The 19,276-nt window shown below is 57.6% G+C and carries 15 protein-coding genes; 7 read left to right on the top strand and 8 right to left on the bottom strand.

All coding sequences use genetic code 11. The features are described 5' to 3' along the window. Window positions 1-217: 217 nt before the first annotated feature. The 6 genes from AC1Q67_RS05900 (at window position 218) to glcF (ending at window position 7,637) form a co-directional block, all read left to right on the top strand. Window positions 218-1,855 carry an FAD-binding oxidoreductase gene (locus AC1Q67_RS05900; RefSeq protein WP_002713032.1) on the top strand — a complete coding sequence of 546 codons (1,638 nt, stop codon included), beginning with the start codon at window positions 218-220 and terminating at the stop codon, window positions 1,853-1,855. A 45-nt stretch (window positions 1,856-1,900) separates the two neighbouring features. Then, window positions 1,901-2,584: a glutathione S-transferase N-terminal domain-containing protein gene (locus tag AC1Q67_RS05895; RefSeq protein ID WP_002713031.1), complete on the top strand. Its 684-nt coding sequence runs from the start codon at window positions 1,901-1,903 to the stop codon at window positions 2,582-2,584. 125 nt (window positions 2,585-2,709) lie between these two features. Continuing rightward, window positions 2,710-3,576, top strand: coding sequence for a VOC family protein (locus tag AC1Q67_RS05890; protein WP_002713030.1), 867 nt, complete (start codon window positions 2,710-2,712; stop codon window positions 3,574-3,576). Window positions 3,577-3,668: 92 nt separating this feature from the next. Further along, entirely contained in the window at window positions 3,669-5,099 is a 1,431-nt protein-coding gene (locus AC1Q67_RS05885) for an FAD-linked oxidase C-terminal domain-containing protein (RefSeq protein ID WP_002713029.1), read from the top strand. Between the two features lie 30 nt (window positions 5,100-5,129). Next, window positions 5,130-6,317 (top strand): FAD-binding protein, encoded by a 1,188-nt coding sequence (locus tag AC1Q67_RS05880; RefSeq protein ID WP_002713028.1) that lies wholly within the window; start codon window positions 5,130-5,132, stop codon window positions 6,315-6,317. A gap of 18 nt (window positions 6,318-6,335) precedes the next feature. Continuing rightward, window positions 6,336-7,637, top strand: a complete 1,302-nt coding sequence (gene glcF / locus AC1Q67_RS05875; RefSeq protein ID WP_002713027.1) for a glycolate oxidase subunit GlcF — start codon at window positions 6,336-6,338, stop codon at window positions 7,635-7,637. A 523-nt stretch (window positions 7,638-8,160) separates the two neighbouring features. Here glcF and terL read toward each other — a convergent pair. The 7 genes from terL to AC1Q67_RS05840 form a co-directional block, all read right to left on the bottom strand. Continuing rightward, a complete protein-coding gene (terL, locus tag AC1Q67_RS05870) occupies window positions 8,161-10,107 on the bottom strand; it encodes a phage terminase large subunit (RefSeq protein WP_002713026.1) in 1,947 nt (648 codons plus the stop codon). Next, on the bottom strand, window positions 10,107-10,571 hold the full coding sequence (locus tag AC1Q67_RS05865; protein WP_245259266.1) for a DUF5681 domain-containing protein: 465 nt from the start codon (window positions 10,569-10,571) through the stop codon (window positions 10,107-10,109). Before AC1Q67_RS05865 ends, terL begins: the two co-directional genes overlap by 1 nt. After that, window positions 10,486-11,925 carry a site-specific DNA-methyltransferase gene (locus AC1Q67_RS05860; RefSeq protein ID WP_002713025.1) on the bottom strand — a complete coding sequence of 480 codons (1,440 nt, stop codon included), beginning with the start codon at window positions 11,923-11,925 and terminating at the stop codon, window positions 10,486-10,488. Before AC1Q67_RS05860 ends, AC1Q67_RS05865 begins: the two co-directional genes overlap by 86 nt. Before the next feature lie 463 nt (window positions 11,926-12,388). Further along, entirely contained in the window at window positions 12,389-13,309 is a 921-nt protein-coding gene (gene prpB, locus AC1Q67_RS05855; protein WP_492234833.1) for a methylisocitrate lyase, read from the bottom strand. A 23-nt stretch (window positions 13,310-13,332) separates the two neighbouring features. Then, window positions 13,333-14,514, bottom strand: coding sequence for a bifunctional 2-methylcitrate synthase/citrate synthase (gene prpC / locus AC1Q67_RS05850; protein ID WP_492234834.1), 1,182 nt, complete (start codon window positions 14,512-14,514; stop codon window positions 13,333-13,335). A gap of 13 nt (window positions 14,515-14,527) precedes the next feature. Next, entirely contained in the window at window positions 14,528-16,072 is a 1,545-nt protein-coding gene (locus AC1Q67_RS05845) for an MmgE/PrpD family protein (RefSeq protein ID WP_492234835.1), read from the bottom strand. A gap of 15 nt (window positions 16,073-16,087) precedes the next feature. Beyond that, window positions 16,088-16,513 (bottom strand): acyl-CoA thioesterase, encoded by a 426-nt coding sequence (locus AC1Q67_RS05840; protein WP_492234836.1) that lies wholly within the window; start codon window positions 16,511-16,513, stop codon window positions 16,088-16,090. Between the two features lie 147 nt (window positions 16,514-16,660). Between AC1Q67_RS05840 and AC1Q67_RS05835 the strand changes: the two genes are divergently transcribed. Beyond that, window positions 16,661-18,094 (top strand): short-chain fatty acyl-CoA regulator family protein, encoded by a 1,434-nt coding sequence (locus tag AC1Q67_RS05835; RefSeq protein WP_492234837.1) that lies wholly within the window; start codon window positions 16,661-16,663, stop codon window positions 18,092-18,094. A 102-nt stretch (window positions 18,095-18,196) separates the two neighbouring features. Here the strand turns inward: AC1Q67_RS05835 and ribB are convergent, their stop codons facing one another. Next, window positions 18,197-19,273 carry a 3,4-dihydroxy-2-butanone-4-phosphate synthase gene (gene ribB, locus AC1Q67_RS05830; protein WP_492235699.1) on the bottom strand — a complete coding sequence of 359 codons (1,077 nt, stop codon included), beginning with the start codon at window positions 19,271-19,273 and terminating at the stop codon, window positions 18,197-18,199. Between the last annotated feature and the right edge of the window lie 3 nt (window positions 19,274-19,276).

The raw sequence follows: 19,276 nt of genomic DNA, 5'->3' as shown, positions 1-19,276 counted from the left end.
GGGGCCATGGTCTCGCAAGAAGGCCTGCGGCAGCGAAGAAATTGTCGATCGGCGATTGAAGATACGCTTGACAAGTAAACTCGCCGGGCATTAATTGGTATTACCAATCTGGATTGGCCAGTAGTCGACCAAAGATTTCCCTCCCGATTATCGGGCCGTACGAATCGGGTCGGACTGACTTTCTGGTTCAACACAAGCGAGGACAAGGAGCGAAGCAATGAATGCACCCCTGAATATGCCAAAAGGGCAGCGTAGGAAGTTCTGGAGTTGGGGTTACGAAGGCCAGGACATTCCCGAGTCTGAAGTGAAGTCGATGCACGAACGCGTCGCCAAGCGTCTCGGAATGAGCGATTTCACAGTTCTGCCGGATCCGACTCTTGACGAGATCGAGTTGCGCGCTCCGCGGATCAAGCCACCGGCGTCCCTTGCGAGCTTCTGCACGACGGAAAAGTGGGATCGCGTCTCGCATACTTATGGCAAGAGCTTCCGCGATCTGGCCATGATCTACAAGCGCAAGTATCCGAATCCGCCGGATGTCGTGGCCTATCCTCGCGACGAGAAAGACATTGCGGCCGTTCTCGACTGGTGCGGTGAAAATGGCTACGCGGCCGTGCCTTTCGGCGGCGGATCAAGCGTCACGGGCGGCATCAATCCACCGGACGACAGCAGCTACAAGGGCGTGGTCACGATCGACCTCGAGAATCTCAATCGCGTTCTGGAGGTAGATCCGACCTCGCGTGCTGCTCGTATCCAGGGTGGCACGTTCGGTCCTTCGCTCGAGGAGCAGCTGAAGCCGCACGGCTTCACATTGCGCCACATCCCGCAGTCCTGGGAGTTCTCAACACTCGGTGGATGGATCGCGACCCGTTCTTCCGGTCACTATGCGACGCATCTGACTCATATCGACGACATGGTGGAGAGTCTGCGCGTCGTCACGCCGACCGGCACGATCACGAACCGCCGGCTGCCGGCCTCGGGCGCCGGTCCGAGCCCAGATCGCGCCTTCATCGGATCAGAAGGTACGCTTGGAATCATCACCGAAGCCTGGATGCGTCTACAGGGCCGGGTGAAGTTCCGCGCCAACGCCTCTGTGTCGTTCAAGACTTTCTACGAGGGTGCGAAGGCCGTTCGGCAGATCACCCAGGCCGGTCTTTATCCCGCAAACTGCCGCTATCTCGATGAGAAGGACGCGTTCTTCTATGGAGCTGGCGATGGCACGGAATCGGTGCTGCTGATCGGCTATGAATCGGCCGATCATCCGGTCGATGCGTGGCTGGATCGCTCGCTGGAAATCTGCAGGGATTTCGGCGGTACGGTGAAGCAAAAGGCCGGAACGGGCAGCGATGCTCTCGAAACCAGCCGATCGGGCGCGCAGGGCAGCTGGCGCAACCAGTTCCGCTATCTGCCCTATCTCATGCACGTTCGCGCGGCCATGGGCATTGTCAGCTTCACCTTCGAAACGGCCTATACGTGGGACAAGTTTGAGGCGCTCGACACGGAAGTCATGCGGCGGGTGGCTGAAGCGGAAAAGAAGATTTGCGGTGGAGGCATTGTCTGCCGTCGCTTCTCGTTCCTTTATCCGGATGGACCGGCGCCGTACTACTCGATCATGGCTCCGTCTTCTCACGAGAAGAACATTGAGCACTATGCGGCCCTGAACAAGGTGGCTTCCGACGCCTTGCTCGAACTCGGCGCCACCATCACGCATCACCATGCCGTCGGACGCAGCTTCCGGCCCTGGTATGACAAGGAGATCGATCCGGGCTTCATCCGCATGATGCAAGCCAACAAGCGCGAGATCGATCCAAACTGGGTGCTCAATCCAGGCATTCTGTTCGACAAGCCCAAGGCTTAAATCGAACGACATTATCCATTCGGCTGTTTCGCAGGACGTTGGTATATGATTGACCTCTACTTTTGGACCACGCCGAATGGATACAAAATCACGATAATGCTGGCCGAACTCGGCCTGCATTATCGGGTTCTGCCGATTGACATCACCAAGGGTGATCAATTCGGCCCCGAGTTTCTCAAGATCAGTCCGAACAACAAGATCCCGGCCATTGTCGATCATGATGGCCCGGACGGGAAGCCGCTGTCCGTTTTCGAGTCGGGGGCCATCCTTCTGTATTTTGCTGAGAAGACCGGCAAGTTGCTGCCGTCCGATGCGCGGGCACGGATGGAAGTCATTCAATGGTTGATGTTTCAGATGGGCGGCGCCGGACCTATGTTGGGTCAAGCTCATCATTTCCGGCGCTATGCGCCAGAGCAGATTCCCTACGCGGTCGAGCGCTACACGAAGGAGGCCGCGAGGCTTTATGGCGTGATCGATCGTCGCCTGGCCGACCGCGAATATCTCGCCGGCGACTACTCGATCGCGGATATTGCGACCTTTCCCTGGATTCGGCCCTATCGATGGCAGGGACAGGAGCTTGACACCTATCCCAATCTCAAGCGCTGGTTTGACGCCATCAAGGTTCGTCCCGCTGTGCAGGAGGGGTTGGCCGTCATGTCCGAGACGAAAAAGTGGGAAGCAAAACCGGGCACGGAATCCTGGAAAAACATGTTTGGCGCGAAAGCGTGACAACGAAGAGATGGCAATCACGCCATCGGCCGCGGGCTGTTCGTCGCGGAGATACATAACGAATGCGGTAGATCGACCGGAAGCAATCGCGCCTTGCCTTAGAATGCCAACAAGGGATTTTTGGGATGTTGACAACGATCGATCGCGTGCAGATTGCCACGCGGGACGCCAAGAGCGTTGCGGAAACCTGGCGCCGCAGACTGGGCGCCGAGGAGATTTCCTTTGACGTTATCAAGGCGCTTCGGGCCAGACGGACCACGCTGCGCGTAGGAACAGGCGAAGTCGAACTTCTGGAGCCGGATGGCACCGGGATTGTGGAGCATGAACTGGTCCGGCGCGGGCGGTCTCATGTTTTCGGCGCCGGTGCGACATCGTTGGACATGCCCGGTCTCGCCAGCAATGCGATCAATGGCGGTGCTCAGCATATCAAAGAAGGTGACCAGGATTTCATTCGCATCGAGATCGAAGGCAGTCCCGTGCACTTTGTGATCTCGCCGCTACGCGATGTGAAGCCGGCTGGGAAGCTGGATTTCCTCTACGAAGTCACATTGCTCGTGGCGGACCAGTCCGCCGCGGTGAACCAGATTTCGCGCGTCTTCGGATTGAACCGGGAGAATTTTGTCGCAATCACATCGGAGCTTTTCGGATATAGCGGCGTTCTCACTCTCTTTTCTCCGGATCGTCTCGATAGATTCGAAGTCATCACCCCCACCGATGCGTCCAAGACGATGGGCCGGTATTGCGCGCGTGAGGGCGTGTCGTTCTACATGGCGTACGCGGAGAGCCGCGACGTCGGCGGTATCGAGCGGTCGGCAAGGGCGGACGGCGCAGGCCTGACCCTGGATTCGCGGGAAAAGCGGGAGGAAGGCCGGGAGCCCGAACAGATCTGGCTTCATCCGAGTGCGCTCGATGGAATGATGCTTGGCATTTCCAGGCCGACGCTCGCATGGAAATGGTCCGGACACCCGGAGCGTGTCTTGGCTTCTGGCTAGAGGCTGGAGCGTGCACTGCAAGATCCGTGTTGGACGAGAAGAAGATTCTCCCCGGACCTTGAAGTGTGCGCCCGCGTGTTCCGAGGAAGGAGATGCTCTTGAACGCGACGATGTTTTCCGAGCCGAACAAGGACATACTCGATCGCCGTGAAGCCATCGTGGGGCATCTGGCGCGCTTGGTTTCTTCCGATGGGCTTATCACGGACAGGGACGAGTGCAGGGCGTATGAAACCGACGCGTTCACCGCCTACCGCAAGATGCCGCTCGCCGTTGTGCTGCCGGCATCGACGAACGAAGTCAGTGCTGTTCTCAAATTTTGCCATGACCACGGGGTGAAGGTCGTGCCACGCGGCGCGGGCACCTCGCTTGCAGGAGGGGCAATTCCCACCGAGGACTCCATTGTTCTTGGGCTTTCAAGAATGACCGGCGTGCTGGAGATCAACTATGATGACCGCTTCATTCGTGTCGAAGCGGGTGTCACCAATCTAAAAATTACCGCAGCGGTCGCGGACAGGGGCTTTTTCTACGCGCCGGATCCGTCGTCACAGCTTGCTTGCACCATCGGGGGCAATATCGCCAACAACTCGGGCGGTGCGCATTGTCTGAAATACGGTGTGACGACCAACAATCTTCTCGGCGTCAGAATGGTGCTTATGGACGGAACGATCATCGACCTTGGCGGAAACAGTCACGATAGCGGCGGTTTGGACCTGCTTGGTGTCGTGGTTGGATCTGAAGGTCAGCTTGGGGTCGTGACCGAGGCTACCGTCCGGATACTGAGATCTGCCGAAGCCGCGCGCCCCGTTCTGTTCGGATTTTCCTCATGCGATGGAGCTGGCAACACAGTTGCGGAAATCATCGCGGCTGGAATCATTCCGGTCGCGATTGAGTACATGGACAAGGCCGCGATCGAAATCTGCGAAGCCTTTTCCAGGGCGGGGTATCCGCTCGACGCTGAAGCGCTTCTGATCATCGAAGTGGAGGGCTCGAAGGCGGAAATGGACGCGACGCTTGAACGGATCATATCGATCGCGCGAGCCAACGGGGTGCAGACGGTGCGGGAGAGCAGATCCGCGATTGAAACAGCGGCCATATGGAAGGGGCGGAAGTCGGCGTTCGGCGCGACCGGGCGCGTTGCGGACTACTTGTGCATGGACGGTACCGTGCCGACGGGGAAGCTGTCCTACGTGTTGGCGCAGATCACCGAGATCGTGAAGCGCTACGGATTGCGTGTAGCTAACGTCTTTCACGCCGGCGATGGGAATATGCATCCTCTTATTCTCTATAACGCCAACGATCCGGCGGAGCAGTCGAAAGCGGAAGCTGCAGGCAACGACATTCTCAAGTTATGTGTTGAAGTCGGTGGTTGTCTCACGGGAGAGCACGGTGTCGGATTGGAGAAGCGCGATCTGATGAGATATCAATTCAACAGGATCGATTTGGACCAGCAGATGCGTTTGCGTGAAGCGTTTGATCCAAAATCGTTACTCAACAGAGACAAGGTGTTTCCCATTGACTGCTGAAATCAAGCGTAACGCTGGACGAAATTTCCCATGTCAGGAGATTTGAAGCCGCACGACGAAAAGAGTCTCTCCGAGTCGATCAAAATGGCGGGCGCATGGAATGTACCGCTCGTCGTCCGCGGAGCAGGCAGCAAATCGCAAATAGGCAGGCCGAACGGATATGCGACATCCGTTACAACCCAGCGCATGCGAGGAGTATCGATCTATGAGCCGACAGAGTTGGTGATCGGAGCTCTTCCCGGAACCGCGCTGTCCGAGATCAACGAGACACTGGCAAGCCGGAATCAAATGCTGCCGTTCGAGCCGATGGATTATCGGGCGCTTCTGGGTGGCGATCACGAGCCGACGATCGGCGGAATCGCGGCCGGAAATGTTTCTGGTCCGCGACGGGTCATGGCTGGAGCCTGCCGCGACAGTTTGATCGGCATACGGCTGGTCAATGGCCGCGGCGACATCGTGAAGTCTGGCGGCCGGGTTATGAAGAACGTGACAGGTCTCGATCTGGTCAAGCTCAATTGCGGAGCGTGGGGCACCTTCGGTGTCTTCAGTGAAGTTATTTTCAAGGTTTTGCCAAAACCGGAATCGACATCCTCGCTCGTCCTGCGCGGATTGAACGATGCGACGGCGATTGCCGCATTGACGGCGGCCATGGGATCTCCATTCTCCGTTTCCGCAGCAGCGCACCTGCCGAAGGAAGTGGTGTCCGAACCCCTGACCATCGTCCGCGTCGAAGGCTTCGAATCGTCCGTGATCTATCGTTGCGGGGAAATCGCCAAGCTTTGGCGGCCATATGGAGATGCAGATCTTCTGGAAGAGACGGTCGGCACGGATGTTTGGTCGGACGTGCGGGATGCGCGGTGGCTGGTCGATCCTGCTGAGAGCGCCATATGGCGGCTTTCGCTGGCCCCTTCGAAGGCGCCCGGCGTCATTGACCACATCAAACGAGTGCTGGATGCGCGTCATTTCTACGATTGGGGCGGCAGTTTGGTTTGGCTCGCTGTCAACGCATCGGAAGATGCGGGCTCGACGGTTGTCCGGAACGCGATGCGCGGTCTCGGCGGTCACGCGACGCTTCTGCGCGCATCGCCCCAGGTGAGAAGCACCGTGGATGTATTCGAGCCGCTTTCACCGGCGCTTACTGAGCTGACTCGAAGGATCAAGTTCGCGTTCGATCCCGACCGTATTCTCAATTTCGGAAGAATGTATTCCGGCATCTGAGATAGAAACAGGAATTCCATGCAAACGAACTTCTCGCTGGTCGCGCTTGCCGAGTCGCACATGCGTGAATCGGAGAAAATTCTCCGTGCTTGCGTTCATTGTGGTTTTTGTACCGCCACATGCCCGACCTATCTGTTGCTGGGAGATGAACTCGACAGTCCGCGCGGGAGAATTTACCTCATCAAGGATATGTTCGAGAATGAGAAGCCCGCAAGCGAGAAGGTGGTCAAGCATATCGATCGCTGCCTTTCCTGTCTTTCGTGCATGACCACATGCCCCTCAGGGGTCCACTACATGCATCTGGTGGATCATGCGCGGGCTCACATTACAGAGACCTACAAACGTCCCTTGATCGATCGTGTTCTGCGGAGCGCACTGGCCGCGGTGTTGCCGAATCCGAAATGGCTCAGGCCTGCGCTGTTCGCGGCATCGGTTGTCAGGCCGATAAAGAAATGGCTGGTTCGGCTCCCCGGCGGGACACAACTCGGCGCGATGATCGATCTCGCTCCGGCTTTGAGGCCGCGTAAACATGCTCCTCCGGAATTGAACGAAGGAAACCGGCGCGGCAGGGTTGCGATCCTGACAGGCTGCGCCCAGCAGGTCATCGCTCCCGGTATCAACGACGCTGCGATCCGGTTGTTGAGGCGTCACGGCATCGAGGTGACAAGTCCGCGTGGTGAGGGGTGTTGCGGCGCGCTTGTGCACCATATGGGTTATGAAGATTCAGCCCTGGATGCGGCTCGGCGCAACGTCGATGTCTGGACACGCGAGCTAGACGAGAATGGACTCGATGCCATCATCGTCACAGCGTCGGGTTGCGGAACGACCGTCAAAGATTATGGGTTCATGCTTCGCGAGGACAAGGCGTATGCTAGCAAGGCTGCGCGCGTGTCCGAGCTTGCACAAGATATCTCGGAATATCTTCATACACTTCGACTTCAAGGCCCGACTAGAGCTACAGGGCAATTGGTCGCATATCATTCGGCCTGCTCGATGCAGCACGGTCAGCGCATCGTGGATCAACCGAAATCCCTTCTGACTCAAATGGGGTTCGTTGTTAGTGATGTTCCAGAAGGCCACATATGCTGCGGCTCGGCAGGTACGTACAATGTTCTGCAGCCCGAGATTGCCGGCCAGCTCAGGTCGCGCAAGGTAGCGAATATCGAAAAGCTGAAGCCGCAGATCATCGCGAGCGGCAATCTCGGGTGCATCACGCAAATCGGCGCCGGGACGGCTATTCCGATTGTTCATACGGTGGAGTTGCTTGATTGGGCTACCGGCGGTCCCTTGCCAGATGCAATGGAAGGTAATTTCGACTAAGTAGCGTGAGGCATATCAGACGTCCGAAGTAAGGTCGCGAAAGAGCTCAGAGAAATTCAGGGAAAGTATGCAGAGCTCGTCGAGTACAAAGTTGCTGCCGGAGAACAACTCAACGCATCGACATACGAGCTCTTCAAGATGGCGTTGTACACCAATTGGAAATCCATGCGGTTGGGGGAGCCAATGCCAACCAGCCGCTGATGTTGATCGTTCCAGAGACCTATCAATCAACTGTCGAAGCCAAGGTGCCATCGCAAGATATTAACCAGTTACGCGTGGGGCAGCCATTGTGATGCGCTTTGCCGCGTTCAACGGACGATGCCAGAAGTCAAAGGCTTCGGCACGCTTTTCTCAGCCGATGTAAATCAAGACCAGAAAATGAACATGAGTTATTACGTCGTTCGCATAAGCTTAACGGCTGAGGAAACGGCTCATCTAACGGACTTGGATTAATAGCAGGCATGCCTGTCGAGACTTCCGGATCGCAGAAATGCAAGCGCAGTCGCTAGATTTTTAAGATTTCTCATCCTACCCAACTCAAAGTGGTATCATACCCCGTACCACCGTATTGGAGAGCTAGACTGATGCTATCTACGATGTCATCGGTTTCGCCGTGCGGATAGCTGAGAAGTTCTCTTTCGACCAGAGACATGAACGTAGCTTGTTTGGGAAACCGCACATTGCCATCTTTAAATTTGGATTGCTGGGTATAGAGCCGACCTCTTCGATCTTGCTCGATGGGCTGAAGTTTAATTGACGAGCGCCGTGGTAAGTCGCGCTCGCTTTTGAGCGCTCTTGCTATTGCGGTTTCCTCCATCTGGATCTGCTCTGGGTTGTACTTTTGTACGAGTTCGACGAACACTTTGCGCAGCTCGGGGTATTCGTAGATGCCGCGCTCTACGTGTAGCAAATAATAATTGTCGCCAAGTCGCATCCAAATCGTGCACACAGTCCAGTCACTCTGCCCGCCATCGTTAAGGGCAGTGTCCCAAGACATAAAAACGCGCTTATACCGCTGATCCTCAGGTAGCTTGCTGTAATAGTGAAGCCACGGTTGCTTAATGATATTGCCGGACCATCTAGGATTTTGAGCGATCCAAGCTAGCGCGTAGACCGTAGAATCGACCTGATCGTCATAGTTGGAACTCGGGAACGAAAGCAGTTCGGTTAAATAGGTATCGAGCCAATCTGCCGTTTTTGGAAAAAGAACGAATCCGCCTTCGATCACTGACGTCTGGCCATACAATCGCATGATCTTATTACCGTCCAAGGACGGCGCAGCCTGCACTTTCGAAAGGCCTTCGGCGCGTAGTTGTTGGATTAAAGAAGACCCGGATGACATGTCCTCAATCAAAACGACCGTCGCATGGTGACGCTCAGCTTGGCTTTGGACGGATTTCTTTAGATCGGGGAATGAAAGTCTTTTGCGAAAAACGTCTAGCAAATAAGCTTTTTTGTCCTTAACCCCCCAAGTCGTGCAGACGCTGAAATTTGCAATTTCAGTATCCTTCACGGCTGTATCCCAACTTTGAAGAATTGTTCCGAAATCGTCAGGCTTTTCGTTTGCCGTATAGAATTTTAGCCACTCGCGCTTGACGATGTGGCCTTCCGGCGGTTGCGGGTTCTGTTGATACTGGGCAGCAAAATGATATGGCGTCACTGACGCGCGAAGCGTATCTAGGGACGATCGCGGCATCAGGGATGGTTGAAGAATATCTCCTGCCTTTCGACGAAACTGGGTCGTTTGGTACGGTGTTCGAATTTCATAGGATTCGTCTTCTTCGGCGATCGCTGAGAACGACAATACTTTCCAGTTTTCCATCTTCTGGACATGAGCGACCAGATCATCGGCGTGCAATCGCTGCATGACTATGATGATCGCACCTTCGACTTGCTTGTTGAGACGGCTGCGCAAGGTGTTATTGAACCATTCGTTCACGCCTTGGCGTCTTGCGTCAGACAGTGCTTCATCAGCTTTCAAAGGATCGTCGATCACGATGACGTCTGCGCCACGACCCGTAAATCCACCTCCGACTGAAGTAGAGAACCGGAAACCACCTTGTGTGGTTTCGAAGTCAGCTACGGTGTCTCTTTTGCTAGAAATCCTGGTGTTGAACAGGGCTTGATAAAATGCACTGCCCATGAGGCGACGAGACTGTCGTGCCAGAGTATCGGAAAAATCCTGGGCGTAAGAGACGCATGCCACCTGCTTCTCCGGAAAGTGTCCCAGGAACCAGGCAGGGAACGCGATGGATGCGGAGTGAGATTTCAAGTGCCGCGGCGGAACATTGATGATCAGACGTTTGCAACTGCCGTGGGCAACCTCTTCGAGGGCTCGAGCAATTAATTCCTGATGCCAGTTGTATTCGAATGTCGCCGCTGGATTGAGCTCAAGAAAGGAACGATGGATGAATGCAAGCAGATCCTGCCGATAGATTTCGGCCACCATCCTTGCCGGAGATAGAGTCATCAGTCGCTCTCCCGCTGATCGTATGGCCGCAGGCGCTTGTAGATTGCCCGGATCACTATTTGATCGGTATCGCTAAAAGGATATTCGGAAGGTCTGGCTGCCTCGGCACGCGCTTCGATGTCTGCAATCACGTCGATGAATTTCAATAATAGCTTTTCATTTCCCGTTGCACCTGCGTTTGCCAAATGTATCGCCGCTGCTTGTGCTTTAGATATTTTCCGCCGTTTCCCGTCGATGGCGACGGTGACCTGATCGCGCGCAGCTTCCATTACGAGAGTAACGATATTCTTGCTGCCCTTGGGGCGACCCGGTCGAGGTCGGCCATCGCCTTTTCTAAATTGGGTATGTTTCGGCGGCTTGCCGCGTCCAACCGAATATTTATCTTTCTTTTCGGCCGGAGCGTCGGTGTCGTGCGTTGCTCTTGCGCGAGGCGTTTGCTTTTCCTTCGAGGATTTTTTGTCGATCCGACTTTTTTGCTCTGATGTTAGCCGTTGTACCCGCTTGACCATTCTTGTCGTGCTCCGTCCGCGTGGCCTTAACTCGATCGAAACTCAAGCCAGATTCTACATGTATGGCTTTCAGGCTATAGATCTCTTTGAACCGTTGAATGATGAGATCAGCATAATGCGAATCCAGTTCAATGCCGTATCCATGCCGGCCAGTCTTTTCAGCCGCGAGCAATGTGGTGCCGCTGCCGGCAAACGCATCCAGAACGATGCCGCCTCGTTTTGAGCAATCGAGAATGGCGTCGCTGACCAGTGCAAGTGGTTTCGGTGTCGGGTGCCCGGCAAGCGCGGTGTCCCGGTCCTTCCCGAAACTGCTCATGCCGGGATAATGCCAAATATTTGTTCTGCTTCGTCCGAAGCGCCCCAGTTCAACATTATTGATGTGCTTGGCGCGGCCATTCTTATAGACAAAAACGAACTCGTGAGCGGAGCGGTATAAGGAACCCATACCGGCATTGCTTTTCGACCAGACGCAGATATTCTTGAGTTCCGTATATACATCATCGGCAGCATCGGCCAATTCTCGAATATGCCGCCAGTCCATGCATACGAAATGGATTGAGCCGTCGACGCTGAACGCGGCGAGGTTCTTCAAGGCGCGCCGCAGGAAGTTCGTGAACTCCTGCCGGTTCATCTCGCCTGATGCCATCGCAAATTCCCGGTGCTGCTTTTTGCCCAGACCAGAAACATTGCCTGCAATCGGCACGTTGTAGGGCGGGTCAACAAACACCACTTGTGCTCGTTTGCCCTGGAGGAGGCATTTATAACTTTTCGGCTTGAGGGCATCTCCGCACAGTAGAAAGTGGTCACCGATCTGCCAGCAGTCTCCGTGCCGCGATACCGCGGGGAGGGAGCGATCGATCTCGGGGATGGCATCTGCCTCGTCCGGTCCGCTGTCGCTCGCCTGGCCGACTATCAGATCGATCTCGGCCATCTCAAAACCAGTGACCGTCACATCGAAATTCGGCTGGACAGAAAGCTCCTGCAGTTCAAGGGCAAGCAGGTTGGGGTCCCATCCTGCATTCTCTGCAAGCCGATTGTCTGCGATAACATAGGCCCGGATTTGGGTTGGGCTGAGCTGGTCGACCCTCACGGTCGGAACGTCCGCCATGCCTAGGGATATGGCAGCAGTAATCCGGGCGTGGCCCGCTACGACGCCGTCCGAGCCATCGATCAGGACGGGATTGATAAAACCAAATTCCTGGATGCTGGCGGCAATCTGTTTGATCTGCCGGGGCGTATGCGTACGGGGATTCTTGAGGCGAGGTTTGAGCTTGCGCGGGTCTTTATATTTGATGGCCAGCGTGCTCAAAGCGCCCCCCAAGCCTGATTTGCAGAGATTGTGCACTCACGAATCGCGAATCAAAAATATTGGGAAAGCCTCCCATTTCTTTGGCTGATTTTCCCAATTTTACGATGTGTTTTCCCAATTATTTTTTGTTCGGATTCCGGAAAATTGGCCTCTGCCGCAGGGGTTTTCTGCATTTTGCAAATTCGAATCGCACTATTTGCGCGATTTTCCCATTATTTATCCCATTTCCGCCGCGAGACTGGTTGGGTAATCACTGCGTGCACCACCAACGTTTTCAATAGGTTGAGCAAGAGCGGTGTGATGGCTCCGCGAGCCAACCAATTTTTCATTTATCGGTCGATATCCAATCGCTTTTGATCGGGTTCTTCGCGTAATGAACCGTTATGGAATGTTGAATGGAGGGTAAAGACTCGGTGCAGAGGCACAGTGGTGATTGGTCGGCGAGGTTGCGCCGAATCCTCACTCAGCGCTGCGGCATGCCTTCAGGAACAATGGTCTGAACGATGGATTTGTCCAGCGCCTCGTACTTGTGAAGTTCGATCATCTCGTAGAGTTCGGCGCGAGTCTGCATGACGTCCACGGTCTTGTGCGTCCCGCCGTCGCGCGCGATGGCCTTATAGAGAAGCTCCTGCGCCCTGTTTGCGACGCGCAATGACGACACCGGCCAGATCACCATGCGATAACCCATGTCCTGGAATTCCTGCGCGGTAAAGAATGGCGTCCGGCCAAACTCAGTCATGTTGGCGAGCAGCGGCACGCCGGGCATGCGCTTGGCAAACGCGCTGAACATCTCCTCGGTGTTCAGCGCCTCGGGGAAAATTGCGTCGGCTCCCGCCTCCATGTAAAGTTTCGCTCGCGCGATCGCGCCATCGAGTCCTTCGGTTGCGGCCGCGTCGGTTCGTGCGATGACGATCAGATCGCGGCGAGCTTTCGCGGCAGCAGCTACTTTTGCGGCCATATCGTGGGCATCGGCGAGTTTCTTGTCGTTGAGGTGGCCGCACTTCTTGGGCAGGAGCTGGTCCTCGAGATGCACGGCGCCGGCGCCGGCGTCTTCGAAGGTGCGGACCATATGCATGACGTTGAGCGCCTCGCCGTAGCCGGTGTCGCCATCTACAAGCAAGGGGAGTCCGGATGAGCGCACGATCTGGCGGACGAAGAACGCGACCTCGTCAACTGAAATGACTCCGAGGTCCGGCAGGCCCATCGACGCGGTCATGGCTGCACCCGACAGATAGAGCGCCTCGAAGCCCGCGGCCCTGGCCTGAAGCGCGGCCATCCCGTTATGAGCGCCCGGCAGACGCAGAATGCCGGGGCGTTGCAGCAAGCTGCGGAAACGGCGGCCCGCGCTTTCGGCGGGAAGATCGGAGGCGACGAGATAAGGCATACAGGATTTCCTTGAAAAAGCCGTCACGCCGCGCGGGCGGACGAGGGCGATTGCCCCCGTTCACCGAGCGGCACGAATGTCAGGTTTTCCGGGCCGACGTAGTTCGCCGACGGCCGGATGATCTTGTTGTCGATGCGCTGCTCGATGACATGCGCGGCCCAGCCGGAGGTGCGCGAGATCACGAACAGCGGCGTAAACATCGCGGTCGGCACGCCCATGGCGTGATAGGACACCGCACTGAACCAGTCGAGATTGGCGAACATCTTCTTGGTTTCGGCCATCACCGCCTCGATCCGGTCCGCGATCTCGAACATCCGCGTGCTGCCGCCCTCATGACTGAGCCGCCGCGCGACTTCCTTGATGACCTTGTTGCGCGGATCGGCCACCGCATAGACCGGATGACCGAAGCCGATCACGACTTCCTTGGCGTCGACACGGTGGCGAATGTCCGTTTCTGCCTGGTCGGCGCTGTCGTAGCGTTTTTGAATCTCGAACGCGACTTCATTGGCCCCGCCATGCTTCGGTCCGCGCAACGCGCCGATGGCGCCGGCGATGGCCGAATACATGTCGGAACCGGTGCCCGTGATGGAGCGCGCGGTGAAGGTTGAGGCGTTGAACTCATGCTCGGCATAGAGGATGAGCGAGGTGTGCATCGCGCACTCGTGCGAAGCCGATGGTTTCTTTCCATGAAGCAAGTGCAGGAAATGCGCGCCGATCGACTCGTCGTCGGTCTCGACCTCGATGCGGCGGCCATGATGCGCGTAGTGATGCCAGTACAGCAGCATCGATCCGAGCGAGGCCATCAGCCGGTCCGCGATATCGCGCGCGCCGGGCTGGTTGTGATCGTGCGCTTCCGGCAGCACGCAACCCAGCACCGAGACGCCTGTGCGCATCACATCCATCGGATGCGCCGCCGCCGGAAGAAGCTCCAGCGCGCGCAGCACCGCTACCGGCAGGCCGCGCAGCGATTTCAGCCTGGCCTTGTAGTTGCGCAGTTCGGACGCGGTCGGCAGGCTGCCGTGAACCAGCAGATGCGCGATCTCCTCGAACTCGCAGGTCTCCGCGACATCGAGAATGTCATAGCCACGGTAGTGCAGGTCGTTGCCGGTGCGGCCCACCGTGCACAGCGCGGTGTTGCCGGCGACGACGCCGGACAAGGCCACGGATTTCTTGGGCGCGTTCGTGGGCGCTGGTTTCACGTCCATCGCAGTTCCTCCTTTACCGGGTGGCGGCGCGCTTGAGCGGCGCGTCGTGGGGCCAATCGAAGATGCCATGGGACGAGCGGCTGCCGAGCAGCTTCGCATCGACGGTGAATGTGAGATCGGTCAGTTCACCGGCCTTCAACGAAGTCAGCCGTTCCACCGTGGCGATGAAGCGATCCTGTTCCGATGGCGCGATCACGCCGTCCGACAGCGTGCGGAACTTCTTGATGTAGTCCGGCCGCTGGAACGGCCGCGCACCGAGCGGATGGGCGTCGGCTACTGCGAGTTCATCGCTGATGATCGAGCCGCCCTTCAATGTGACGACGACGCGCCCGCCGAATGCCTTCTCCTTCGGATCGTGGCTGTGATAGCGCCGCGTCCACTCGGGATCTTCCACCGTCGAGATCTTGTGCCAGAGCGCAACGGTCTCCGCGCGGTTGGCGCGTTCCGGCGCGTAGGACTTCTCGTGGTGCCAGCCGCCGTCTTCCAGCGCGACGGCGAAGATGTACATGATCGAGTGGTCGAGGGTTTCGCGGCTCGCCTTGGGGTCCATCTTCTGCGGATCGTTGGCGCCGGTGCCGATTACATAATGGGTGTGATGGCTGGTGTGAATGACGATGCTGTCCACCTTCGACAGATCGCCGATCTTCGGCCCCATGCGGCGCGCCAGATCGATCAGCGCCTGGCTCTGATACTCGGCCGAGTGCTCTTTGGTGTAAGTGTCGAGAATGGCGCGCTTCGGCTCGCCCTTTTCCGGCAGCGGCACGGTGTACTGCGCCTTCGGGCCGCTCAGAAGATAGGCGATGAAGCCGTCTTCGCCTTCCCAGGCGGGCGAGGGCGCACCTTCGCCGCGCAACACCCGGTCCACGGCCTCGATGGCCATCTTGCCGGCGAAGGCCGGTGCATAGGCCTTCCAACTCGATATTTCGCCCTTGCGTGACTGGCGCGTGGTGGTGGTGACATGCAGCGCCTGCTGCACCGCCTGATAGATCGTCCCGGCCGGCAGGTTCAGCAGTGTGCCGATCCCCGCAGCCGCCGATGGCCCGAGATGGGCGATATGATCTATCTTGTGTTCGTGCAGGCAGATTCCCTTCACGAGGTCGACCTGAATTTCGTAGCCGGTGGCGAGGCCGCGCACAAGGTCAGCGCCGGACAACCCGCAATGCTGCGCGACGGCGAGGATCGGCGGAATGTTGTCGCCGGGATGGGAGTAATCCGCCGCGAGAAACGTGTCGTGGAAATCCAGTTCGCGTACCGCGACGCCATTGGCCCATGCCGCCCATTCCGGCGAAATACGCTGGCTCTTGTTGAGGCCGAACACGGTTGATCCCGGCTGGAACGGATGCGCTTCGGCCTGTGCCCGCGCGCTCGCCACCGGACGGCGCGCGACCGATGCAGCCGCCACCGACGCATTGTCGATGATGCGGTTGCCGATCATCTCAACCACCTCGGTCTCGACCTTCACCGGATCGGAGGCGACCTCCGCGATCTTCCATGCGAGCTGGTCGGCGCGATCGAGCGTCTCGGCGGACTTGTAGGTGCGAACGGTATGCTGCTTCACGGTGGTCTTTCCCTGTCAGGTCAGTTGGTGTTTGAGATCGGGTTTTGCGGTTTGCGCGAGGGCGACCGGACGACCGTGGTCGTTGACGGCAACCATCTCGAAATTTCCGCGGGTCACCACGTCGCGCTGCCCGCCGGCGAGATCTTCGCGGATCATCTCCACGGACACCGTCATCGAGCTGCGGCCTTCGCGCGCGACGCGGGCGACGATCTCGATCAATTGGCCCATGGGGATCGGCTGGTGAAATTCGATTCTGTCGGAGGCCGCCATCACCACCTTGCACCGCGCGTGCCGCGCGGCGGCGACGAACGCGGCCTTGCCCATCAGCTTCAGCGCATCGCCGCCGAACAGTGTGCCGTAGTGATTGGACAGGCCCGGAAACACCATTTCGACGAAACGGGTCTCGCGTGCTGCCTCGGTGGCGGTCGCAGATAATTGCATGTGAAGCACTCCGGACGGATTGTCATTCCGCCTAAACTTCGCAATATCTGCACTGTGAGGTGCTTGAAAACGCCTGAAATAGCGAAGTTTTGCAAAGGTTTCGGGTTGAGTTTGCAAAGTTGCAAAGTCTGCAAAGATGGATGTCAGATGAAAAAGACCTTCATGGGTGTGCGGCTTAAGCGGCTTCGCGAGGAGCGACGGCTGACGCAGGCTGCGCTGGCGGCCAAGCTCGGCATTTCGCTGAGCTATCTCAACCAGTTGGAGAATAATCAGCGGCCGCTGACGCTGCCGGTGCTGCTTGCCCTGAGTTCGACCTTCGGTCTCGATGTGCAGTCGTTTTCAGACGACGACGAGGCGCGGCTGATTGCTGATCTGCGTGAGGCGCTGGCCGATCCGGCGCTGGGTGAAACCATTGCCACCGCCGATCTGCGCGAACTTGCGTTAAACATGCCGGCGGTGGGACGCGCGCTGGTCACGCTCAGCCGCAAGTATCGTCAGGCCACCGAACAGACCGCGGCGTTGTCCGCGCGGCTCGGCGAAGACCGTCAGGCGGCGTCCGCGATTCTGCCGTCGACGCCGTTCGAGGAGGTGCGCGACTTCTTTTACGCGCATAACAACCACATTCCCGAACTGGACGAGGCGGCGGAATCCATCGCCACGCGGATGAAATTTCCCATCGGACAGATGGCGGCCGCGCTTGCCGACTATCTTGAGCAGCGTCATGGCGTCAAAGCGGTGTTCGACACCTTCGAGGAATTGCCATTCGGCACGCAGCGGAAATTCGATTCGACTGCGAAGATCATGCAGCTCTCGCGGCGGCTGCGCCCCGGCCAGCAGGCGTTCCAGTTCGCGACGCAGATCGCGATTCTGGAATTCGACAACGAATTGCGCGCCATCATCGACAAGGCTGGTTTCACCAATGACGAGGCGCGGGGACTGGCACGGATCGGGCTGGCCAACTATTTCGCGGGCGCGATGGTGCTGCCTTACACGATGTTTCTGGATGAGGCGGAGCGCTGGCGCTACGACATCGAACTGCTCGGCCACCGTTTCGGCGTTGGCTTCGAGACCGTCTGCCATCGCTTAAGCGCGTTGCAGCGGCCGAATGCGCGCGGCGTCCCGTTTTTCTTCATTCGGGTGGATCGTGCTGGAAATATCTCAAAGCGGCAATCCGCGACGGACTTCCATTTTTCCCGCGTCGGCGGGACCTGTCCGCTCTGGAACGTCTACGAGGCCTTCGCAAATCCGGACCGCGTCTTGACGCAGTTAGCGCGGATGCCGGATGAGCGGACCTATCTGTGGATCGCGCGCACGGTGTCGCATGGGCAGGGCGGCTATGGCGCACCGACGAAAACTTTCGCGGTGGCGCTGGGTTGCGACGTGCGCCACGCCGAACGCATCGTGTATTCGCAAGGTTTGAATATTGATCCGGCGGTAGCGACGCCGATCGGTATGGGTTGCAAGGTCTGCGAACGGCTGGATTGTCCGCAGCGCGCGTTTCCGCCGATTGGCCGCGAACTCAACATTGATGAGTCGCGCTCGCATTTCGCGCCTTATGCGACTTCTGCGCCAAACGCATAATGAGCGGTTATGGAATACGTGGTTCCTGACACGTTTCGCATTGGTGTTGGCCAAATGTTTAACTTGATGCACGTTTAGTGCTGTGGACCTGTCACCCGGAATCTAAAGCCTTTCGTTTCCGACGATTTCGATGCCGAAGCCGGACAGTCCCCTGAAATGATGAATCGAAGACGTGAGATGGCGGATCGATGTGATGCCCAGATCCCGAAGGATCTGTGCGCCTACCCCGATTTCGCGCCACTGCCGGTTGCGGTCGGCTTCGATCGAGGTTGACGGTTCAATGGAGACCCGCGGGACACCGGCAGCGCCATCCCGCAGATATACCAGCACGCCGCTTCCGTTATCCCTGAACCTTTCCAGCACGACATTCATCCTGACCTGAGCCTGCCCGGAAAACATATCGCGTATGATGTTAGGCTTGTAAAACCGCGTCAGTACGTTTTCTCCATCAGCGATATCGCCGTAGACGTAAGCCACGTGATGAATAGGATCAAACGGCGAGCGGTAGGAGTAACCTTGTAACGGCCCGATGGGGCTATCCGCGGTCACAGCTGAAACCCGTTCGATCAATTTTTCGCGCCCCTGCCGGAAGCGAATGATGTCGGCGATGGTTACGTGCTTCAGGCTATGTCTGCCTGCAAACTTGGTGACTTGCGAGCCTTTCATCACGGAGCCGTCATCGTTCATTAACTCGCTGATAACGCCGACCGGAGGCAACTTTGCGAGGTTGCACAAATCAACCGCCGCTTCGGTGTGGCCGGATCGCATAAGCACGCCGCCCTCCTTGGCAATCAGCGGGAAGATGTGCCCCGGCCGGGCGAAGTCGTTTGCGCCAGCATTGGGATTGCTCAATGCGCGGCAACAGGATGCGCGCTCTTCGGCAGAAATTCCGGTGCCATTATCCGGCTTGTAGTCGATGGAAACCGTGAACGCCGTCGTGTGGTTTGAATCGTTGTTGCTGACCATCGGATCGAGCCTAAGATGGCGCGCGCGGTCGGATGTAATTGGCGCGCAGACAATGCCTGAGGTGTGACGGATGATGAATGCCATCTTCTCGGCACTGCAGAGCGATGCAGCAACGACGAGATCGCCTTCGCCTTCGCGGTCGTCGTCATCGGTAACGACGACGATCTCGCCATCCGCAAAGGCCTTCAGGGTTTCGGAGATTGGATTCGTCATCAG

This window comes from Afipia sp. GW823-FHT06G09, assembly GCF_058794875.1.
This window is presented reverse-complemented; position numbering and strand designations above follow the sequence as displayed.

Excerpts from the sequence above, each read along its gene's own strand:
- AC1Q67_RS05900 (WP_002713032.1), top strand. The coding sequence starts at position 218 with ATGAATGCACCCCTGAATATGCCAAAAGGGCAGCGTAGGAAGTTCTGG.
- AC1Q67_RS05895 (WP_002713031.1), top strand. The coding sequence starts at position 1,901 with ATGATTGACCTCTACTTTTGGACCACGCCGAATGGATACAAAATCACG.
- AC1Q67_RS05890 (WP_002713030.1), top strand. The coding sequence starts at position 2,710 with ATGTTGACAACGATCGATCGCGTGCAGATTGCCACGCGGGACGCCAAG.
- AC1Q67_RS05885 (WP_002713029.1), top strand. The coding sequence starts at position 3,669 with ATGCTCTTGAACGCGACGATGTTTTCCGAGCCGAACAAGGACATACTC.
- AC1Q67_RS05880 (WP_002713028.1), top strand. The coding sequence starts at position 5,130 with ATGTCAGGAGATTTGAAGCCGCACGACGAAAAGAGTCTCTCCGAGTCG.
- glcF (WP_002713027.1), top strand. The coding sequence starts at position 6,336 with ATGCAAACGAACTTCTCGCTGGTCGCGCTTGCCGAGTCGCACATGCGT.
- terL (WP_002713026.1), bottom strand. The coding sequence starts at position 10,107 with ATGACTCTATCTCCGGCAAGGATGGTGGCCGAAATCTATCGGCAGGAT.
- prpB (WP_492234833.1), bottom strand. The coding sequence starts at position 13,309 with ATGCCTTATCTCGTCGCCTCCGATCTTCCCGCCGAAAGCGCGGGCCGC.
- prpC (WP_492234834.1), bottom strand. The coding sequence starts at position 14,514 with ATGGACGTGAAACCAGCGCCCACGAACGCGCCCAAGAAATCCGTGGCC.
- AC1Q67_RS05840 (WP_492234836.1), bottom strand. The coding sequence starts at position 16,513 with ATGCAATTATCTGCGACCGCCACCGAGGCAGCACGCGAGACCCGTTTC.
- AC1Q67_RS05835 (WP_492234837.1), top strand. The coding sequence starts at position 16,661 with ATGAAAAAGACCTTCATGGGTGTGCGGCTTAAGCGGCTTCGCGAGGAG.
- ribB (WP_492235699.1), bottom strand. The coding sequence starts at position 19,273 with ATGACGAATCCAATCTCCGAAACCCTGAAGGCCTTTGCGGATGGCGAG.